The sequence below is a fragment of the Pantoea sp. B9002 genome (assembly GCF_013385945.1).
In the GTDB taxonomy this organism is placed as follows: Bacteria; Pseudomonadota; Gammaproteobacteria; order Enterobacterales; family Enterobacteriaceae; genus Pantoea.
In genome coordinates this window covers 1-14,595 of sequence record NZ_JACAPA010000028.1, presented here as the reverse complement: position 1 = coordinate 14,595, position 14,595 = coordinate 1, and the positions used below count along the sequence as shown (strand labels likewise).

Annotated in this window: 13 protein-coding genes; all 13 read right to left on the bottom strand. The window is 53.2% G+C overall.

Annotated elements, in window-relative coordinates; translation table 11 throughout:
• Positions 1-2: 2 nt before the first annotated feature.
• Entirely contained in the window at positions 3-269 is a 267-nt protein-coding gene (locus HX773_RS14945; RefSeq protein WP_176972186.1) for a PAAR domain-containing protein, read from the bottom strand.
• Between the two features lie 84 nt (positions 270-353).
• On the bottom strand, positions 354-845 hold the full coding sequence (locus HX773_RS14940) for a hypothetical protein (RefSeq protein ID WP_176972185.1): 492 nt from the start codon (positions 843-845) through the stop codon (positions 354-356).
• 37 nt (positions 846-882) lie between these two features.
• On the bottom strand, positions 883-1,572 hold the full coding sequence (locus tag HX773_RS14935; RefSeq protein WP_176972184.1) for a DUF2931 family protein: 690 nt from the start codon (positions 1,570-1,572) through the stop codon (positions 883-885).
• A gap of 33 nt (positions 1,573-1,605) precedes the next feature.
• The gene (locus tag HX773_RS14930) at positions 1,606-3,270 is read right to left on the bottom strand and encodes a DUF2235 domain-containing protein (RefSeq protein ID WP_176972183.1); all 1,665 of its coding nucleotides are present in this window, start codon (positions 3,268-3,270) and stop codon (positions 1,606-1,608) included.
• On the bottom strand, positions 3,267-5,825 hold the full coding sequence (locus HX773_RS14925) for a type VI secretion system Vgr family protein (RefSeq protein ID WP_176972182.1): 2,559 nt from the start codon (positions 5,823-5,825) through the stop codon (positions 3,267-3,269). Before HX773_RS14925 ends, HX773_RS14930 begins: the two co-directional genes overlap by 4 nt.
• A 44-nt stretch (positions 5,826-5,869) precedes the next feature.
• Positions 5,870-6,136 carry a hypothetical protein gene (locus HX773_RS14920; RefSeq protein ID WP_176972181.1) on the bottom strand — a complete coding sequence of 89 codons (267 nt, stop codon included), beginning with the start codon at positions 6,134-6,136 and terminating at the stop codon, positions 5,870-5,872.
• Positions 6,137-6,382: 246 nt separating this feature from the next.
• Positions 6,383-7,030 (bottom strand): hypothetical protein, encoded by a 648-nt coding sequence (locus HX773_RS14915; protein WP_176972180.1) that lies wholly within the window; start codon positions 7,028-7,030, stop codon positions 6,383-6,385.
• 5 nt (positions 7,031-7,035) lie between these two features.
• Positions 7,036-9,642, bottom strand: coding sequence for a type VI secretion system ATPase TssH (gene tssH / locus HX773_RS14910; RefSeq protein WP_176972179.1), 2,607 nt, complete (start codon positions 9,640-9,642; stop codon positions 7,036-7,038).
• Positions 9,643-9,951: 309 nt separating this feature from the next.
• Entirely contained in the window at positions 9,952-10,443 is a 492-nt protein-coding gene (gene hcp / locus HX773_RS14905) for a type VI secretion system effector Hcp (RefSeq protein ID WP_008105313.1), read from the bottom strand.
• 4 nt (positions 10,444-10,447) lie between these two features.
• Positions 10,448-12,076: an OmpA family protein gene (locus tag HX773_RS14900; RefSeq protein ID WP_176972225.1), complete on the bottom strand. Its 1,629-nt coding sequence runs from the start codon at positions 12,074-12,076 to the stop codon at positions 10,448-10,450.
• Between the two features lie 29 nt (positions 12,077-12,105).
• Positions 12,106-12,759, bottom strand: a complete 654-nt coding sequence (gene tssL, locus HX773_RS14895; protein WP_176972178.1) for a type VI secretion system protein TssL, short form — start codon at positions 12,757-12,759, stop codon at positions 12,106-12,108.
• On the bottom strand, positions 12,756-14,093 hold the full coding sequence (tssK, locus tag HX773_RS14890) for a type VI secretion system baseplate subunit TssK (protein WP_176972177.1): 1,338 nt from the start codon (positions 14,091-14,093) through the stop codon (positions 12,756-12,758). The genes tssL and tssK overlap by 4 nt, the downstream gene beginning before the upstream one ends.
• Positions 14,094-14,108: 15 nt before the next feature.
• A partial coding sequence (locus tag HX773_RS14885) for a type VI secretion system contractile sheath domain-containing protein (RefSeq protein WP_176972176.1) occupies positions 14,109-14,595 on the bottom strand: 487 nt, incomplete at its 5' end.

The window sequence follows — 14,595 nt, the reverse complement described above, 5'->3', positions numbered from 1 at the left end:
ACTTATCCTATTGAACAATCCGGTGCGCTTGAGATCACCTGACAACCACATTCACAGCGGCAGCCATCGACCACAATAGCTTTTCCATCTGAGTTCCATTCAGGGGAACCCTCAATAATAGCGTTAATCCCATGTCCAGGAATTGGACAACGGATCTCATCGCCGATAAGGGCGACTTTCTTGCCGTTTACAATCGTGGTTGATGACGCAGTAATAACTTCTCCACCATGGGTGGTTTTGTCACCCAGCAAAACAAACCCTTTAGCCATAGTTAAACCTTAACAAGATATTTTATTTAATTGAAATCTTGACATAAGCGAAAAAAAATAAATGCGGAGGTAGAACGTGCACAACTACAATTCATGATTCCATTCAATAACAGAATTCACTTCTGACATGTTATTAAAAAATGGTTCCTTTCTGATTTCATCAAAAACAACATCAAATCGACTAGGGGTTTTATTTGATATTTTTTTTAAACAGAAAAATCTAGATTTATCTGCATTGTCTATCATTGCATAATTACAACCATAACGGCTGGAGTCTGGAGTGTAAACTATGTGTACTCTGTCAAATATGACTTCACATTGCGGGTTCTCTCTCACCATTGGCTGTAGAGCCGCTTGAAATTTAACGACATCCATAACGCCATAGAATCCATTGGAAGTATTACTGATTCGTTTTAGATAAACAGTTGTTTTCATTTTATCTTTTAGAGCTAGTGGAGAATCTATGGATTGATATTGCCCTGCCATATTGGCGCACGCAGATTCTTTTGATGGTGTTGTACAACCATTTAGAGCGACCATTATTGGCAGAAATGTTATGAGATATTTTTTATTCATTTTGAATGCTCATTAAAAGTAGCTTTTGGGAGTAAGATTACCAATTTCCGTAAGGATAGGTTTTCCCTTTAACAAACTCTGGCGTATCGCCATAATAAGTGTACCCATTAGGGTGTTTCGTAACCCCCTTACATATCGTCAATTTATCACCAGAGACTGTAGTTATTTTTGCATCAGATTGAAGGACTACCGGATTGCCGCGATCACCTAACCACACACTGACACTTCCACCTGGAGCCAGCCCAATAATCATGGTTGAACGGTAATAAATTTCGTTCCAGCGACTGTCATTATAGGGTGTCACCATCTGATTCCATGTCCCCTGCTTAAACATTACTACCGTTTCATAGTTCTTTTTATCTATCACGGAATCCCAGCAAAATTTCAGCATTACAGGGAGAGACTTTCCTTTGTTATAGTGGGCTTGGGTGCCACCCAGACGATCATTCCATCGCCCAATACTAACATCACTGGATTCAGTGCCATCAACATATTGATATGCGGTTACATAGCCTGCACCATCGACCATCAACGCCTGAGTTGCTAATGCAGGAAGCGACTTAGGGTAAATAAATAAAAACTTCCATTCATCATAAGGTAATTTCTTATAGCCCCACTCAGTCTCAGATGAAGTATCCTTTTTGTACTTTAATGAAGCATTGTTTACAGAACATCCTGCAAGAAATGAAAATAACAATAACAAAATAAACCTAACTAATAAAATCATGGAACCATCCTGCATTATCTTTATAAAATTAGACTAAGCACTCTTTTTCACTGCTAGATTGTTTATTCTCTGCTGATCATCCATATACCAAATTGAACGCATCCAATTTTTATTTGGCATGTTAGGAAAAACAAAAGCTTTATCTTCCTTGGCAGCGAAGCGATTTATAAAAATCTCACCACTTTTAGGGTCTACCCATAAATTTCGATCTGATTCAATATTCCAGTGAGAAGAGCAATGCATGTATTTACCAATAAGCAGCAATTCTTCCGAGGTAAACTCCTGAGGAGATTGGCCCAATCGCACGGCTTTGCCCTGAGCGATAGCTTTATCAGATAAAGGTATTAACTCGGCAGGAAGAGTAGTGTCTGGATTATCCGGATCTAAAGGAGCGAAAATCACCCCAGCATCTTTGGCAGCATCTAGCATGACTCGCAAACTGACTTTAGCCCAATCATTAGGAACGGCATTACGCTCAAATAAAACAGCAGCTCCAACTTGTTTCTGGATTATCCCGCTGCGGCGCTGATTACTGTTTAAAACCCCGACTGAACGAGTTCTAGCCGTTATTTTTCCATGAGCCAACAGATATTTTAAGGTTGGGTTAGATAAAAGCTTCTGCATCGCATTTTCTGCATTGCGATAGACCCTAGTCTCAACTTCTTTTGTGTCGTCGCTAACTATTTCAAACTCTGGACAGGTAAGAAATAAATTGTCACTTTCCTGTAATGGAGAACCAACGGGATTGTAGCCTCCGCCGATATCAGAATGTGCTCCCGGTAGACCTAATTCCGGCCACATACCTTTGATGCTATTAAGGCTAAAGTTGTATCGATACTCATTCAGAGCCGAAATTTGAAACACCTTTTTCGCCACCGAGGGACGCAGTTCGAGTTTAACGCCGGGATTATCTCGCCCATTGATATCAAAAAAATTTTTTATTCCACCAATGGCTGCTACGGTGTCAAATAAACCAAGAAAACGAACCTGCCCAGATTTTTTTCCATCATAGTACTCACCACGAAGTCCAGCAGTTATCGCTTTTTCTACAGCCGGATCTTGCTCCATAACCCGATTGGAAAAATGTCTCGCGGCAGCCGCGCCACGACTAAAGCCAAAAACATCAAAATTTATTTCGGCAATACAAAAATCTGGGGTTGTATTGAACTCCATAAATTCCATTATTGCATTAGTAATCCCCTCCATCGCTTCATCAGTTTTTGTTACTACCCCTTCGAAAACATCAAGTAAGCTGGAACCAGTACCCATGCCTGGAATTGAATCAGACTTCCCTGAAGCCGTGCCTATTCCAGATACATATGTTTTAATTTGAGCTAAGCTTTGGTCACCTGTTAAAAACTGATCGGGCTTATAGAGTAAATTCAACCAATGAATATTAGAAAAATAACCGCGATAACTACCATTAGAAAAACCATCTTTGTTTATGGCTTTAAGAAAATCTTCGCAGCTCTCTGCATCTTTTTGACTAACACCTTGTATTGGAGCACTACACTCATTGAATTTTAACAGTCTGGATGCTGTATTCTCTCGATTATTGCCCGTTCCATCAAAGAAAACACCAATGGTTAGCGTAATGCCGCGCACCGCTTTTTTTTTCGCGACAACAGGTTTCCATTCATTATCAATACTGGTTTTATGTGTACCATCTGCAACTTCATAGCCTTGATATTTAGTCATGTTGCATCTCCTTTGCCTTGTGTGTCCGTAACGGTTTTTTTATTCGCGCCAAACTCTACAGACACCGGGGATGGTGCCAGCGTATGTATCGCTGCTGTTTTGCCATCTTTATCAGTGACACCAGACAGAATTTCCCCATCTTCCGTTTTCATCCGATATGGCGTTGCGGCTTGGGGAACACCATTTTCATCGGTGAGGATAAACCCTCCACCAAATCCGCCAGGTAGCTCTGTCGGCACGCTATCAATGTTTGCAGCACCCATTTTCTGAGCATTTGTACATTTGAAAAGGATATTGCCTGGACACCCTAGTTCGATATTTCCGCCGCTTAATTTTATGTAGGCTCCACCACACTTCAAAAGTAGCTCCTGCCCTGCGGTAATAATGACCTTATCTTCAGTGCTCTCTATCGAAATATCTTTTTGCGCAATCATTGATAACGCATCTGTCTGTGCCTGAATATCCACCTGGCCTTTTCCAGCTAACAATTGCATCCCTTGGTTGTTAGCAAGCAGACTCACCGCTCCTCCAGCTACAGCAGTAAACGATTCTCCTGCACTGATATCGGTGTTGTGACCAGACATGATGCCTACACTCTCTCCTCCAGAGGCCAGACGCATTGCTTTGGGGCTTAACAAACCAATGCCTGCCGGAGCGTGTAGCAGCATACCAGGAGCACTTAGATCGCTTAATGATGCATTAAGTTTTTGCTGGCTTGAAACATCCCCCTCCGTTGCTTTTGCAGAGGCAGCTGCTTTAGACATACTGCGAGCAAGTGTTAGTGCCTGCTCCAACTGCTGAATTGCTTCATCCATATCCAGCATCTGGCCTCCAGCCAACGGCTGTTCATCAGCGCTGATAAACACGCCTTTCCCGCCCCGCAATGCCATCCAATCATCCGTTCTGAGTTCAGCCCCCTCACCTCTTAACGTTCTCGATGCATCAACGTTATATCCCAGATTAAGCTGCGTCTTGCCGCCGTATTCGGTGCTGAGCTTGATGTGTTCCTCACCACGCTTGTCTTCCATACGCAGCTTATTCAGCCCGGCAGTGCGAATGACATTGCGGGTGCTGTTTTTCTCTGTGACATGATCGACATGTCGCGAGTCATGCAGCGCGTGAGCAATATAGGGCTGGTCAGGATCCCCCTCACGAAAGGCTATCGCCACCTCCGTGCCCTGTATCAGCGGGAAATGGAAACCATACATATCGCCGCCATAAGGTTTGGCGAGGCGTACCGGCATGCTTTCCTGACCGCGATCTTTGCTCTCTTCATCCGCATCAAACACCACGCGGTACAGACCGGAGGCATCCTGCCAGGCATAGATATCATTGTCTTTTGCGCTCGTAACTCGAGCTGTCATGGTGCCGCTGACTTTTGGACGCTCAAGCAATTCTGGACGCCAGCAGATCGTTTCACTGTAAGGAACTGCGCCTATCAACACGCGCATTGCCGACTTTCTGCTGGCGATAAATCCCAGGCGTACCAGAACCAAGGGATTCAGGAGTAACTCTGGTAATGATGGCGGGAAATTGCTGTCGGTAACAGTGATAACCTGACCTGCTGCGAGGCAAGGATCAGTACTCGCTCCAGTTACTAGCGTCTGGCTGGCAAGAAAGCGTTCATGATCCAGTCGTGCATAAAAGTTAGCGGTTTCTGCAGATGGATCGAACTTATCACCAGACTGAGGATGACGGGCTCGGTAGTTGTAAACCTTACCGTAATTAGTTTCATCACCATCACCACGTGTCATGTCTGCTTCCGCAGAACGTAAGATATATTGCGCCTCACGATGGTTATAATCTTTGGCCGTAACACCGGCCTGCACTACCTGATGGTGCTGGCTCAGCCCCCAGATCGAATCTGTGCCTCCATCCCCCATTCCCGAAGGACTGCTGAGCGGCAATGTTTTACCCGCTTCGAATGCTGCCTGGCTATCACCAAAATGAACAACTTCAGTACGGGCATCTTCCTGTAGTCGGAAGTAATAGAAAATACCGACCTCTGCCAATAACCGCTGGATAAAGGTCAGGTCACTTTCCTGATACTGATTGATTTGTTCGCGTTTCGGATAATCCTGTTTCAACGTAAATTGATATTGCCAGCCCGCTAATCCATGCTCAGTTAATATTTGCGAAACCACTTCGGGCACAGATTTATTGACAAAAAATCGATGGCTGCGAAATTGCTTTTCGAGCAGAGAAATAAAAGGTTTTATCTCAATTTCGTAAAAAACTTGATCGGCTGATCCTTGCAAGCGACGGAAGCCAGTAACAATGCCATGCACAGTTTTACGCGTTATACCCGGTAAAACTTTATCAAGAATGCCCGGAGTGTCCTGCATATGTAGCCAGACATTTTTGCGCAACATTTGCTGCGGTTTAATATCCGACTCATTACTGGTGAACTTGATTGTATAGCGATAAAGTTCACTTAGATTTTCTTCAGCATCAAACTCTTCGACATCCGTTTGGAAAACACAGTCAGGAATCTCAAGATAATAGCGATTAAGAGAAACCGGCAAGACTTTATTCAATAAGCTGGACAGGTTCATTTGTCCTCCATGACAAGAAAGGTTCTATTTATAGCTGGGCGTGATTAAATTCTGTTGCGACCGAATCTCGCAACCAACCACATAAGAACACATCCGATAACTGTGATTGTTAATGATCCAATTCCCCACATCATCCGCTGAGGAAGTTCAGACATAAAAAAGAAGTAATATGATAATGCTGCACCTAAAAGGGCAATCCACATGCCTGACGCTAACAGAGTTTGGAGCACTACGGAGATTGTGCCATTGATTATCTTGCTAATGATGTTGGACAATTTTTTCTTGATGTTATCTGTGATGATCAAATTCATTATACATCCTCTCAAAACTGAATTTGACCACTCGGTAACCAACATACATTTGAACAAAAAAATAAATAGCAATAATATACTTATATTCTTTGCTTGAGAAAAATGAGTACCAGACAAACATGACGACACCAGTTGTGGTAAGGATCGCACCTACTGCACGAACTAAAAGAGATGCCAGTATTAACTTGGTTCGTTTAATGAATGAGTATTTCATAAATTAGCCTCGGATGAATTTCAGCGATAGATTTAAGCCTTCAACCCTAGAAAGAAGAGCTCGCAAATCTTGTCAAATTCAAGCGGATTCTCATCGTGCATAACACAGGCTTTTTCGAAGGGGCCAACAATGTCTTGAACAATGAAGTACAATAAATCTAAGTCCCCCATTCTCCTTAACTTGAAATAAATTTTAGGATTAGTTAACTCCAAACGCCTTGATGTATATATAGCTCTTGATGCCTCACTACCAAGGTATAATATCGTACCAACCACTGCACCAGCGAAAAAAGCACTTGTAGCATTGGCAGTTAAGGCCCGACCAAGGCTAAAACCTGTCAATTGAGAAAATGCTAACTTCCCAATCAAGTTTGCGCCTGTTCTATCAATCATGTCGGTTGTCTTTTCAAAATTAATTCTCGAAGTGAAATCATCCATAAATACGCCGATCACACGTTCAATGACTTCTTTCCTGAATGTACCCCGCTCTACTAATCCAGCTATTCGGTACTTGTCATTTTTATTATTTCTATAATGCTCCGTATCTAAACGGTCATACCCTAAGTACGCAATACTCACTGAGAAAGAAATGAACCCCTTTGCAAAATTTACTAAAACACCTGAGTCGTCAAGACTAATCGCTCTAAGCATATCCCGGGCAATTTCTTTTGCGCTATCCATTGAGCTTATTCTCCAAACTCCATCACTACGCCCTCTTCATCATCCCAACCCAACAAAAGCGTTTTGGGGCGTTGACTGGCGGCAAGGTATTGCAGCAGTTGCTGACTCAAAACCGGCAGGATCTGCTGATTGAGCAGGCTGTCGACGTTGCGTGCGCCGGTGTCTGGTAATAGGCAAGCCGCAGTCAGTGCATCATAGAGGCTTTCATCAATGCTCACGTTCAGGCCGTAATGACGCTGCAGACGTTTGCTGACCTGGCTGAGCTTCATTTCCACGATGTTTCGCATCGCCTCGCGCGCCAGCGGGCGGTAAATCACCGTCTGGAAGCGCGCCAGCAGCGCGGGCTGGAAGTGGTCGCGCAGGATCGGGCGCAGGCACTCCTGCAGTTCCCCTTCGCTGGCATCCGGGCTTTCCTCCAGCAGCTGCATCAACTGATCGCTGCCGAGGTTGGAGGTCATCAGAATCACGGTGTTGCGGAAGTCGATTTCGCGCCCTTCGCCGTCGCGCATGAAGCCGCGGTCAAACACCTGATAGAACAGGTTAATCACGTCGCGGTGCGCCTTTTCCACCTCGTCGAGCAGCACCACGCTGTACGGGCGCTTGCGCACCGCTTCGGTGAGGATGCCGCCCTGGCCGTAGCCGACGTAGCCCGGCGGCGAGCCTTTCAGCTGGCTGACGGTGTGCGCTTCCTGGTATTCGCTGAGGTTGATGGTGATTAACGACTTCTCACCGCCGTACAGCAAATCGGCCAGCGCCAGCGCGGTCTCGGTTTTTCCAGTGCCGCTGGTGCCGACCAGCAGGAACACGCCCTGCGGGCCGCTTTCGGAGGTGAGTCCGGTTTTTGAGGCGCGCAGGCGCTGCGCGATGGCGTTCAGCGCCGCGTCCTGCCCGACCACGCGGGTGGCGAGCTGGTTTTCCAGCGCCAGCAGTTCCGCCTGCTCGTCCTTCATTAATGAGGAGAGTGGCACTCCGGTCCAGTCGGCAATCACGCCCGCCACAATGCGCGCGTCGACGTCGGCGGTCAGCAGCGGCTCGCCGGGCTGCAGCGCGTCGAGATCGGTCTGGAGTTGCGCGATGGCGTTGCGCTGGCTGGCGTCTTTGCGGCCTTCCAGCAGCTCTTGCATCAGCGACTGCACGATGCCGTAGCGCTGCTCCAGCGCCTCCAGCTCTTCATCGGTTACCGCAATCAGTCCGGCGATTTCTGTCAGCCGCTCCTGCGACACCGCGCCGCCCAGCGCTTCATCGTCGAGGATGGCGCGCTGCTCGATGTTCAGCGCGTCCAGCTTCGCCCTTAAGCGGGTAATCGCTTCCGGCACCGTGTCCTGGCTCATACGCACGCGCGCGGCGGCGGTGTCGAGCAGGTCAACCGCCTTGTCCGGCAGCTGGCGGCCGGTGAGGTAGCGGCGCGACAGCGTGACGGCGGCGCGCACCGCCGCATCGGTGATGTGTACGCCGTGATGCTCGGCGTAGCGCGACTTGAGGCCGCGCAGCATCAGGCACGCGGTGTCGTCGTCCGGCTCGTCGACCTTCACCATCTGGAAGCGGCGCTCCAGCGCGGCGTCCTTCTCAAAATACTGCTTGTATTCACTCCACGTGGTGGCCGCGATAGTGCGCAGTTCACCCCGCGCCAGCACCGGCTTCAGCAGGTTGGCCGCGTCCGCGCCGCCCGCTGCGTTGCCCGCACCGATGATGGTGTGCGCCTCGTCGATAAACAGCAGCACCGGATTCGGCGCATTCTGTACCTCGGTGATGATGTTTTTCAGGCGCTGCTCAAATTCGCCCTTCACGCCCGCGCCCGCCTGCAGCATGCCGAGGTCCAGCGTATGCACGCTCACCGGCTTCAGGCTGTCCGGCACGTTGCCCTCCGCAATGCGCAGCGCCAGCCCTTCGACTAGCGCGGTTTTGCCGACGCCCGGCTCGCCGACCAGAATCGGGTTGTTCTTGCGGCGGCGCGACAGGATATCGACCATCTGGCGGATTTCGTTGTCGCGGCCAAACACCGGGTCGATTTTGCCTCTGCGCGCATCGGCGGTGACGTCGCGGGTGAAGCGGGTCAGCGCTTCGGTGGATGCGGTTCTGGTTTCGCCTGCGGGAGCTTGTTCAAGGGTGCTGATCGGCATCTCTGGCTGTTCCGCTTCCGCACGCTCGTCGGACTGTACTTCCAGCATCAGCTGTAAACGCTCGAGCTGACTCATGCGCAGGCTCAGCAGCGGCCACAGACCTTCGCAGCGCACCAGCGACGGCTGATCCGCCAGCGCCATCAGTAAGTGGATGCTGCGGATTTGCGGGGCGCTATCGGAAGCCGAGGCCATCAGCCACGCCTGTTTTAACAGCGCTTCTAATGAGGAAGAAAGCTGCGGACGTCCGCGCACCGCGCGCGGCTGGCGGTCGAGAAACGCCAGTAAATCCTGCCAGATAGCATCCATGTCCCACTCGTAGCGGCGCGCGATCACCGTGATGTCGCCCTCGCCCTGCTCCAGCAGCTTGAGCAGCCAGTGTTCCGGCTGGATTTCAGCGTGGGCGCGAGTCTGGCACAGCGACGCGGCGGCTTCCAGCGCCTGCGCGCAGAACGGATTGAGGCGGCGCAGAAGCGCGGCTGACTGACTGTCCATAGCAAAATCTCCTGATTGGGGGCACGCTACCGCCCGTCGCCGTGTACCGAAGCGCATAAGGTCAGCAGGTCTGAGGTGGAAATGACTTGTGGTTTCACCCTGAAGGGATGAAAGCAAAAGGCATCTGCGTGGTGGGTATTAAGGTCGCCATAAATGGCGACCCTACGGTCCGCTCGGGGCGAGATTACGCTAAATAGTTCGTGTCGCAGGAAGGCGGCAAGCGAGTGCAGCCCCGGGAGCTTACATAAGTAAGTGACCGGGGTGCGCGAGCGCAGCCAACGCACCTGCGGCGCGAAATATGACGCGTAATCAGGCTGTGGCGCGTTCGTTCCACGAATCGGAATGAATGATGTTGCCGTCTTTATAGGTCCAGGTGATTTTTTCGTAGCGCAGCTCAATCTGCTCCAGATGGTTGTGCTTCTCTTTCGACGGATCCTTGACGTCGTGCATCACCGGGTTGACCTTCACCACCTTCACGTTCTCAAGCTTGGTGTTGAAGTACTCCACTTCCTGGCCGGCGTCGCTGATGCGGTACCATTTGAACTCGGCAGACTTCAGCGTCTGGCCGGTGGTGACCGCCTTGTAGAGGTACGGGCTGGACGAGTCGATTTCCTTGGTGAACAGGAACGGCGTGTGGATGCGGGTGCCGGTCAGCTTGCCGGTGTTGTTGTCGGTCGGGATGTACAGGTTATGTTCCTGTGCCACCACTTCGATGCTGCCTTCACGGTCCTGTACGTCCACCGATCCCTTGATGTCCGCACCGCCGTCGTCCTTCAGCCACAGATAAACCGGAATTGCCATGTTGTTACTCCTTTTCTTCATGATTGCCGTCACCATCCTGTGATGACGGAGGGATTGCGTCCGGCGCCTGGCAGGCATCGGCCTGCGGCACCAGACTGATTTCAACACGCCGGTTGGCCGCGCGGCCTTCGGCAGTGTCGTTGGTCGCCATCGGACGGCTCTGACCGAAGCCCTGCACCGCAAAGCAACTTTCATCCACGTCGCCGGTGTCGCGCATCCAGTCGCGCACCGCTTCGGCGCGCTTGAGGGACAGACGCTGATTCAGCGCCGGATTGCCGGTATCGTCGGTATAACCCGCGACCACAATCAACCAGCCCGCGCGCGCTTTGATGTTGACCAGCGCGTTCACCATCACTTTGGTCGAGCCTGTTTTCAGATCGGATTTGCCGGAATCGAACAGCGACAGGCTGTCGAGGCGCACAGTTTTCGGCCCTTCAACAATCTGCTGGATAACCGGCGGCGGTGGCGGAGGAGGCGCCCAGCTGTTGATGGCGGCCTCTACCGGCGCGAACAGGCGTATGCCCTGATACAGTCCCAGGCCGAGGCGCAGCGGTTCATCGCCGCGCTGCCAGCCATCAAGCAGTGTGCGATCGGCGATTAACTGCGCGCGCGCGTTAACCTTCGGCTCTGCCGGTTCATCAGACAGGTGTGCCCACAGCGTCAGGTGGTCACCAACAGTGCGGATCAGCCGCTGGTTGTTGAGGAACGACGCCAGCAGCGCCAGCGCCAGAAATACCGCCACAATTATGCCCGCCGCGCGCGCCAGGCGCAGGCGTCGGCTGACACCCTGACGGCGTGGCATCCCCGCCAGCAGCGTGTCCGGCAACGGCAGCGCGACATCATTGCCTGCGGGTACACAGGGCAGTGTGGTCAGCGCGGTGAGATGCTGCGCCCACAGGTTGTCCACCAGCGCCGTCACCGGCGTCAGGCAAATCCCGGCGCGGCAAGGCTTACTCTGCGTCAGCGGCGTAATGTGCTTTTCCTGCCACATCAGCAGGCTGTTAAGCCACTGCATTTGCACCAGGCGCGACGGCTGCTCCCGGAACCATTCAGCCAGCGGCATCGTGTCGTTGCCGGCGATGCACGCCTGCAGCGCGCTCTGGCCCGGCGTGATGCTGAACCACTCGGTTTCGTGTTGTGGATGTGATACCCAGCATGCAGTCCACAGCGGTGGCGCGCACTTCAGCACGCGGCGGCACTGCAGCAGCGCACGCTGCCAGCCGTGAAAGTGGGAAGTAAAGTCTTCAGCAGACGTGTGCTGCTCCGGCACCACTGCCAGCAGCAGCGAGACCTGTGGCAGCAGCGCCGGACGCTGAGTGGTGATGTAGTCAGCCATCGCAGCGAGTTGCCCGGGCGCATCGACCGGCAGATACCAGCCCTGCGCGGTTTCACGCGGCTGATTGCCGGAGAACAGCGATGCACTGTCGCCACACACCAGCACTACCGCGCCGCGAAAATCTTCAGGCGGCAGACGATCATCAGCCACCGCGATTTCCACATCACGCTGGCGTGACTGCCGCCACAGCATCAGCCCGGCAACCAGCAGCGCCAATAGGCACAGAGCTGCCGCTGTGATGCCAGACAGCGGCCAGAAGCCGAGGATCAGCCACAATGTAAGCAACGCGGCCAGCATGATCAGCGCGTATTTACCGGTGCCGCTTCTCACTTGCCCATCTCCGCGATGCCGGACACCATCTGCGCCAGCCAGCCGTCGAGGACGAACCACAGGCCGCCAAGCAGCACGGCGGCGGCCACCCAGCTCATCCAGTAAAAACGGCGACCTGTGCGCATGCCTGCCGGACGCACCACCAGCGGCGCATCCTGCGCCAGGGCAAACGGTGGCACGCGTGCGGCCAGTTCGCGCACCACGTCCTCGCGGCGTTCATCATCCTGCGCGCGGTAATGGCCAACAAAACCCAGTTGTAACGTGCGATACAGACAGGTCAGCACCGTCTCGTCCGCAGCGGGTTCGCGCAGCAATTCGCGAATACGTTCCCACAACGCCTCGCCACCGTTAAGCGAGTTAAAAAAACGCACCTGCAGCGGGTCACGGCTCCAGCGCAGCCAGCCGTCGTCCTGCTGACCGCGGTTCAGCACCGCTTCGTCCAGCAGCACGCAAAAGGCGTACAGCATGTGGTCGCGATTGGCTTCGCTAAAACCCGCCTCCGTCAGCGCCTGGCGGGCATCGTTCACCCAGCCGGTAGCGCGACGATAGAGCACATCGCCATTGTCAATCTGCTGACCGCAGCGTAGCTGGCTGACCATCAGCCAGCCGGCGAAGAAAAGGCGCTCGGTCAGCGCGTTATTGCTGTTCATGAGCGCAGTACCGCATAGAGTTCAAGTTTCAGTTCGCCCAGTGATTCCGGGGTGTAGAAGGTGCAGCCGCCAGAGTCGAGCATTGCGCGCGCCGCCGCCGTTGACAGGTCGAGCGCAAAATACTGGTTCTCCAGACGTAGCGGGATAGCGGCAGGCACGTGCGGTAGCGGGCGGATGGTCATGCCGCTGAGCGCGATGTTGACCACCTCCGACACGTCGTCGTGGCTGCCTGCCTTACACAGCAGCGGGAAGCGGCTCTGCAGCTCGTGATTTGGCAGCGAGGAGCGCACCGACAGATAGAAGTCCGCCCCTTCGCGCAGCCGCGCATCGTGGAATCGCCCCTTCCACAGCACGCCTTCGCGGCTGAGGTCGATGGCAACCACGCGTGACGGCAGGCTGGCTTCCAGCAGTGAATCCAGCAGCGCAAACAGCGGCGGGAACACCTGCTCCGGCGCGTCGTGGCGATAAGCCGGAATATCTCCGGCATCGTGTTCGAGTGAGAATGTCAGCAGACCGCCCGCCAGACGTACCAGCTCACGGTACAGCAGTTCCGGATGACGGGTTGGTGACTGGAACAACTCCAGCAACACCGGCTCGGCGCTGTTCAGCGCGTTGAGCAGCCAGAACAGCGAGACGTCGGCGACGGCAAAATCGGCCATGCGTTCGTTGCTTTCGCGGCGCAGCGCCATTAGCCGCTGACGACGGGCGCTCAGGCGATGCAGCAGATCACCCAGCGCAGTCAGCACCGCCGGACTGGCCGACAGCGACAACATTGGCGGAATGAATGACGCGTCGCGTGTCCACTGCCCCTGCGCGTTACGCACCAGGCGCGCCACGGGACAGGTGAGATACGCGCCGTTTTCCTGGTTCGCGAGACGCAGACGCAGGGCAAAACGCTGCACGGCAATGCCGGTGCGCTCCTGCCCCGCCAGCTCCTGCACCTCTTCCCGTCCGGCCACCCAGCGGCGCGGACGTTCGCTGTCGCTGCCGTCGTCAAGATTGCCTCCATTGGCGCTCAGCAACGGCAAAGCCAGCACCACTTCAACCAGTTCCTGACCGGCTGCAACAGACAGGTCGCAGGCCGGTGGCAGATTGTCGGAGAGCGCGGTGTCCGTCAGCGTCCCGTCGGGAAAGCGCACCGTCAGGCGGGTGGCGTTAAGACGAGAGAGCGCCAGCGCGCCGTCGTCAAACTCCGCGTGAACAACACCCCACGGATTCGCCAGCCCCATACGCGCCACGGTGTCGGCGACGTGGGCGTCCCACAGTGACTGCTGCTGAAACTGCTGCGGCGTCAGAAACGCCCCGTCTTCCCATAACGGTCGGTAGATTTTCATCGCGCCTCCTGCGCCTTAAGCCTTGGCCTTCGGCATCTGAGACACCAGCGACAGGTTCACGTCCATGCCTTCCACCTGGAAGTGCGGGATGGCGAACAGTTTGACGCGGAAGAAGCCCGGATTGTCCTCGATATCTTCCACCAGCACTTTCGCATCGCGCAGCGGGTGCGAGGATTGCAGCTCGTCGCCTGGATCGGTCATCTCGGTCACCAGCGTGCGCACCCAGGTGTTGAGTTCCAGCTCCAGCAGGCGGCGATCTTTGGTGGTGCCGATGTTTTCGCGCTGGATCAACTTCAGGTAGTGCGCGATGCGCGACAGCAGGAAGATGTACGGCAGACGCGCGTTGATGCGGCTGTTGGCGGTGGCGTCGGCGGTGTCGTACAACGCCGGTTTCTGCGTCGAATTAGCCGAGAAGAAGCAGGCGTAATCGCGGTTCTTGTAGTACGAAAGCGGGATAAAGCCGAGGTTGGCGAACTCGAATTCGCGGGTTTCCGGGATCATC